This window comes from Streptomyces glaucescens, assembly GCF_002154375.1.
Classification (GTDB): Bacteria; Actinomycetota; Actinomycetes; order Streptomycetales; family Streptomycetaceae; genus Streptomyces; species Streptomyces glaucescens.
Genome location: NZ_MUND01000241.1, coordinates 1 through 6,757 on the forward strand (window position 1 = coordinate 1; position 6,757 = coordinate 6,757).

Annotated in this window: 3 protein-coding genes; all 3 read right to left on the reverse strand. The window is 73.1% G+C overall.

All coding sequences use genetic code 11. The features are described 5' to 3' along the window. The coding region (tmk, locus tag CCN42_RS17185) for a dTMP kinase (protein WP_086736740.1) at positions 1-3,114 on the reverse strand (3,114 nt) is incomplete at its 3' end. A 241-nt stretch (positions 3,115-3,355) separates the two neighbouring features. Continuing rightward, on the reverse strand, positions 3,356-6,235 hold the full coding sequence (topA, locus tag CCN42_RS17190) for a type I DNA topoisomerase (RefSeq protein WP_086736736.1): 2,880 nt from the start codon (positions 6,233-6,235) through the stop codon (positions 3,356-3,358). A 249-nt stretch (positions 6,236-6,484) separates the two neighbouring features. Beyond that, positions 6,485-6,682, reverse strand: a complete 198-nt coding sequence (locus tag CCN42_RS17195) for a hypothetical protein (RefSeq protein WP_086736738.1) — start codon at positions 6,680-6,682, stop codon at positions 6,485-6,487. Positions 6,683-6,757 lie beyond the last annotated feature (75 nt).

Sequence of the window (6,757 nt, forward strand, 5' to 3'; positions counted from 1 at the left end):
CCGCGGCCCCAGCAGTTCGTCCGCCAGCGTCGGCAGGTCGTCCAGCGGGGTTTCCTCCGCCCAGTCGGACCGGGCTCGGCGCGGTGCGGTGTCCTCGGCGTCGACCTGCGGCAGCTCGCGCGTACGGTCGGCGGAGTCGTCGGACCCGGCCCCGTCCCGCTCGTCGCGGAAGAAGCCCTGCGGAACCCGGTCCGCCGGAGCCTCCCCGCGCACCGGCGGCAGCACCGCCGTCTCGTCCCCGCCACCCGGCACCTGCGGCAGCACCGCCGTCTCGTCGGCGGCACCCGGCACGGCCTGCGCGCCTTCCGCGACCGGCGGCTGCGGCAGCTCGGCCGTCACCTCGGAGTCGGGGTCGCGCCGCCGCGCCTCGCGCTCCCGCACCGGCCGCAGCACCGTCGTCGCGTCGTCCGCGGCCTCTCCGGGCCGCACCACGGGCGTCGGCACGGTCACCGCCTCCGCAGGGGGCGCGGGAGCCACCGGTGCGGGCGGCTTCGGGCCCGCCTGCGCGGCGGCAGCGGCCTGCTCGGCGGCCCGCCGGGCCTCCTCGGCGCGCAGCAGGGCCTCCTCCGCCTTGCGCTGCTTCTCCAGCCGCCGCGCCTCGGCCTCGGCCCGCAGCCGGGCCTCCTCCTCGGCCTGCCGGCGGCGCCGCTCCTCCTCGGCCTTGCGCCGGGCCTCTTCCTCGGCCCGCGCCTTCTCCTCGGCGAGCAGCCGCTGCCGCTCCTCCTCCGCGCGCCGGCGCGCCTCCTCGGCCCGCAGCCGGGCCTCCTCGGCCTGCCGTTCGGCCTCGCGCCGCTGCGCCTCCTCCAGCTCGCGCCGCTTGCGCTCCTCCTCCTCGGCGCGCAGCCGGGCGAGCTGTTCCTGGCGCTCGCGCTCCAGGCGCTCCTCCTCGGCCTTGCGGGCGGCCTCTTCCTCGGCCTTGCGGCGGGCCTCCTCCTCGGCCTTGCGGCGCGCTTCCTCGCGGGCCTCGATCTCGGCCTGGGAGAGCGGCAGCACCTGGTCGAGCCGGGCGCGGATGACGGTGGTGACGGCCTCTGGCTCCTGCCCGGCGTCGACGACGAGGTAGCGCCCGGGGTCGGACGCGGCGAGCGTCAGGAATCCGGAGCGCACGCGCGCGTGGAACTCGGCGGGCTCCGACTCCAGCCGGTCCGGCGCCTCGGTGAACCGCTCGCGGGCGGTCTCCGGTGCGACGTCCAGCAGCACGGTCAGGTGCGGGACGAGCCCGTTGGTCGCCCAGCGGTTGATGCGGGCGATCTCCGTCGGGGACAGGTCGCGCCCCGCGCCCTGGTAGGCAACGGACGAGTCGATGTACCGGTCGGAGACGACCACCGCGCCCCGCTCCAGCGCGGGCCGCACCACGGTGTCGACGTGCTCCGCGCGGTCCGCGGCGTACAGCAGGGCCTCCGCGCGGTGCGACAGTCCGGCGCTCGACACGTCGAGCAGGATGGACCGCAGCCGCTTGCCGACCGGCGTGGCGCCGGGCTCGCGGGTGACCACGACCTCGTGGCCCTTGCCGCGGATCCACTCGGCGAGCGCTTCGGCCTGGGTGGACTTCCCGGCGCCGTCGCCGCCCTCCAGGGCGATGAAGAATCCGGTGCCCGCGGGCGCCTGCACGGGGTCGTCGCCGCCGAGCACCGCGTCCCGCAGGTCGTGCCGCAGCGGCACGCCGGAGCGGTCGTCGAGCCTCGCGAGGACCAGCGCGGCCACCGGCAGCAGCAGCGCGCCGACCAGCATCAGGGTGAACGCGGCGCCGCCGTGCGCGAAGACGAACTTTCCGCTCTCCAGCCGGTGCGGCCCGATCAGCGCGGCCACCAGGGGCGCGAGCAGGGCGCCGAGCGCCACGAAGACCCGGACGACGGCGTGCAGGTGCTCGGTGGTGCGGGCGCGCCGGTACTCCTCGGTCTCCTGGTCGAGCAGCGCGTGCCCGGTGTTGGCGGCCATGCCCGCGCCGACCCCGGCCAGGGCGACGATGAGCAGCACGGTGGTGACGTCCGGGACCAGCCCGGCGGCCAGCAGGGCGACACCGGTGAAGGCGACGGCCAGCGCGAGCATGCGGCGCCGCGACAGCGACACCAGCACCCTGGGCGCCGTACGGATGCCGACGACGACACCGCCGGTCAGCGCGAGCACGAGCAGGCCGTACGTCACGGGGCCGCCGCCCAGGTCCTTGGCGTGCAGCACGGAGACGGCGACCGCGGCGGCGACCGCGCCCGCGACGGCGGCGCAGGCGAGCACCAGCAGCGGGATCGCGCCGGTGCGGCCCTTGTCGGCGCCGGCGCCGGTCTTCGGGCGGCGCAGGCCCTCCAGCGGCGACCGCGCGCGGGGGGTGCGCGTGGCGGGCAGGTCGAGGAAGCTCAGCACGGACAGGGACGCGGCGAACAGGCCGGCCGCGACATACGCGCCGAGGGCCGCCTGGTGCTGGGAGAACCAGTCGGCACCGGCACCGAGGAGGTTGTTGAGCAGGGCGGCGGCGACCAGCACGGCGCCCGCGACGGGGATCGCCACGAAGTTCGTGCGCAGCGACAGGCGGCGCAGGGCGTCCAGGTGGTCGGGCAGCGGCCGTACCGTCGCGCCCTCCGGGGGCGGGGCGGGGAGCAGGGCGGGCGCGGCGCTCTCCCGGCACACCGTCCAGAACCGCTCGGCGACGCCGGTGACGAAGACGGTGACCAGGAGCACGGCGAGCGCGTCGTCCGGTGTCCAGTCGATCCACAGCGGGGCCACGATCAGCAACGCGGCGCGCACGCCGTCCGCGCCGACCATGGTCCAGCGGCGGTCGAGGGGACCGTCCGGCGAGGTGAGCGAGGTGAGCGGGCCGAGGAGGACGGCGCCGAAGAGCAGGGTGGCCAGGATGCGCACCCCGAAAACGGTCGCCACTGCGAACGCCACGCCTCGGTAGCCGCCGCCGAAGGAGCCCGCGGCGATGGCGGCCTGGAGGGCGAGCAGGACCAGCACGAGAAGAGCGAGGACATCACCGACCCCGCTCACCAGTTGCGCACTCCACAGCCGTTTCAGCTGTGGCTGGCGCAACAGGGAGCGGACGGCGCGCTCGCGGGAGTCCGCTACCAGCGCGTCGTCGGGGTCCGGGTGAGGGGCCGTTGGCTGCTCGGCTCGCGTCATGCGTTCAGCCTATCGGGCCGGGCCGACACTCCGCGGCGCGCGCCCGAACGCCCGCACGCCTTGACACCCGAACGTTGCCGGAGTGTTGGGTTTCGCGAACGCCGGACGGGGAAAGCCCGTCCGGCGTTCGCAGGAAATCACCCACACCCGGCGCTCGCCGGGTGACACGCACCCGGCTCCCGCCGGAAACCGCCTACCCCGCGCCCGCCGGGACACACCCGCCCGGCTCCCGCCGCGGTGCTCAGTCCTCGGACGCCGCCTTGGACGCCGTGGCCTTCTTCACGGCCGTCTTCTTCACGGCCGTCGTCTTGGCGGCCGTCGTCTTGGCGGCCGTCGTCTTGGCGGCGGTCTTCTTCGCCGCCGTCTTCTTCGCGGCCGTGGTCTTCTTGGCGGCCGTCTTCTTCGCGGCCGTGGTCTTGGCCGCCGTGGTCTTCTTCGTCGCCGCCTTCTTCGCCGTCTTCTTGGCGGGCGCCTTCGCCCGCTTCTCGGCGAGCAGCTCGAAGCCCCGCTCCGGCGTGATCGTCTCGACGCTGTCACCGGAGCGCAGGGTCGCGTTGGTCTCGCCGTCGGTGACGTACGGGCCGAAGCGGCCGTCCTTCACCACGACCGGCTTTCCGCTGACCGGGTCCTCGCCCAGCTCCTTCAGTGGCGGCTTGGCGGCCGCGCGGCCACGCTGCTTGGGCTGGGCGTAGATCGCCTGGGCCTCTTCGAGCGTGATCGTGAAGAGCTGCTCCTCGGACTGGAGCGACCGCGAGTCCGTGCCCTTCTTCAGGTACGGGCCGTAGCGGCCGTTCTGCGCGGTGATCTCCTGGCCGTCGGTGTCGGTGCCGACGACGCGCGGCAGCGACATCAGCTTGAGCGCGTCCTCCAGCGTCACCGTGTCCAGCGCCATCGACTTGAACAGTGACGCCGTACGCGGCTTGACCGCGTTCTTCCCGGTCTTCGGGGTGCCCTCGGGGAGGATCTCCGTGACGTACGGGCCGTAGCGGCCGTCCTTGGCGACGATGGTGTGGCCGGTGGCGGGGTCGACGCCCAGCTCGAAGTCGCCGCTCGGCTTGGCGAGCAGTTCCTCGGCCAGCTCGACGGTCAGCTCGTCGGGCGCCAGGTCCTCGGGGATGTCCGCGCGCTGGTGGCCGTCGGTGTCCTTGTCGCCGCGCTCGATGTACGGCCCGTAGCGGCCGACCCGCAGCACGATGTCGTTGCCGACCGGGAACGACGACACCTCGCGGGCGTCGATCGCGCCCAGGTCCGTGACCAGCTCCTTGAGGCCGCCGAGGTGGTCCCCGTCGCCGTTGCCGGCGTCGGCGGCCATGCCCTCGACGGTGCCCTCGCCGAAGTAGAACCGCTTCAGCCACGGCACGGCCTGCGCCTCGCCGCGCGCGATGCGGTCGAGGTCGTCCTCCATCTTGGCGGTGAAGTCGTAGTCGACGAGCCGCCCGAAGTGCTTCTCCAGGAGGTTGACCACGGCGAAGGAGAGGAAGGACGGCACGAGGGCCGTGCCCTTCTTGAAGACGTAGCCGCGGTCGAGGATGGTGCCGATGATCGACGCGTACGTCGACGGGCGGCCGATCTCCCGCTCCTCCAGCTCCTTGACCAGCGACGCCTCGGTGTAGCGGGCCGGGGGCTTGGTGGAGTGACCGTCGACGGTGATCTCGTCGGCCGTCAGCGGGTCGCCCTCGGCGACCTGCGGCAGCCGGCGCTCACGGTCGTCCAGCTCGGCGTTCGGGTCGTCAGCGCCCTCGACGTAGGCCTTGAGGAAGCCGTGGAAGGTGATGGTCTTGCCGGACGCGCTGAACTCGACGTCCCGCCCGTCGGCGGCGGTGCCGCCGATCTTCACGGTGACGGAGTTGCCGGTCGCGTCCTTCATCTGGGAGGCGACGGTCCGCTTCCAGATCAGCTCGTACAGCTTGAACTGGTCACCGGTCAGACCGGTCTCGGCGGGCGTGCGGAAACGATCACCCGAGGGGCGGATCGCCTCGTGCGCCTCCTGCGCGTTCTTCACCTTCGCGGCGTACGTACGCGGCTGCGGCGGCAGGTAGTCGGCGCCGTACAGCTGCGTGACCTGGGCGCGGGCGGCGGAGATCGCCGTGTCGCTCAGCGTCGTGGAGTCCGTACGCATGTACGTGATGTAGCCGTTCTCGTACAGCTTCTGCGCGATCTGCATCGTGGCCTTCGCGCCGAAGCCGAGCTTGCGGCTGGCCTCCTGCTGGAGGGTCGTCGTACGGAACGGGGCGTACGGCGAGCGGCGGTACGGCTTGGACTCGACGGACCGGACCGAGAACCGGGTGTCCTCCAGTGCGGCGGCGAGCGCGCGGGCGTTCGCCTCGTCGAGGTGGAGGGTGTTCGCGCCCTTCAGCTGCCCGAGGGAGTCGAAGTCGCGGCCCTGGGCGACACGCCGGCCGTCGACCGTCTGGAGCCGGGCGACCAACGACGACGGGTCGGACGGGTCACCCGCGCGGCCCGTGGCGAAGGTGCCGGTGAGGTCCCAGTACTCGGCGGAGCGGAACGCGATGCGCTCGCGCTCCCGCTCCACGACCAGCCGGGTCGCGACGGACTGCACGCGGCCCGCCGACAGCCGCGGCATGACCTTCTTCCACAGCACCGGTGAGACCTCGTAGCCGTAGAGGCGGTCGAGGATGCGGCGGGTCTCCTGGGCGTCGACCAGCTTCTGGTTGAGCTGGCGCGGGTTGGCCACGGCGGCCTGGATCGCGGCCTTGGTGATCTCGTGGAAGACCATCCGCTTGACCGGGACCTTCGGCTTCAGCACCTCCTGGAGGTGCCAGGCGATGGCCTCGCCCTCGCGGTCCTCATCGGTGGCGAGGTAGAGCTCGTCGGACTCCTTCAGCAGGTCCTTGAGCTTCTTGACCTGGGCCTTCTTGTCGGCGTTGACGACATAGATCGGCTCGAAGTCGTGCTCGACGTCCACGCCGAGGCGGCGCACCTCGCCGGTGTACTTCTCCGGCACCTCCGCGGCGCCGTTGGGAAGGTCGCGGATGTGCCCGACGCTCGCTTCGACTACGTAGCCGGGGCCCAGGTAGCCCTTGATCGTCTTCGCCTTGGCAGGCGACTCGACGATGACGAGTCGGCGGCCGCCCTGTGCGGTCTCGCTGGTCGGGGACAACTTGGCTCTTCTCTCCGGTCGACGCTGGGGCCTCCCCAGGCCTTCTCGTTCCCGGGGTCGGGTGGTGGTGACGCTGCGGAGTGTGACGGTACATCCCGCCCTGTTGTCAAACGGTAAAAGCCCGCAACGGCCACTCGAACGGTAACCCGACTTCCGCCATTCCTGCCGCCCGGTGTGTCCGCCGCCGCTTTCCGGCCGATCCGGAGCGATGGACTCCCTCTTACCGGCGCAGCGTCCCTTCCATGATGCTCACACTCGTGTGAAACACCATGCCCCCACGGCGAACGCGAGCACCCCGACGACGCCCGCGAGGGCCACCGATGCGACCGGACTCACACCGTGCGCCACCGGCTGCCGCTGCCGGGCCCGCACCCCGGTCCACACCAGCAGCCCCCCTCCGAACAGGGCGAACACCATCCCCGTGAAGATCGCCGGCCCGTTCTCCATACTCCCCGTGCCCCCAGTTCCGCGTCCGCGCGTGCCCCACCGCCCGGAGGCTGACACGCGCGGACGCGGAACTGG

What these genes read in the sequence shown, in the direction of transcription:
- CCN42_RS17195 (WP_086736738.1), bottom strand. Translation starts at nt 6,682, where the DNA reads ATGGAGAACGGGCCGGCGATCTTCACGGGGATGGTGTTCGCCCTGTTC.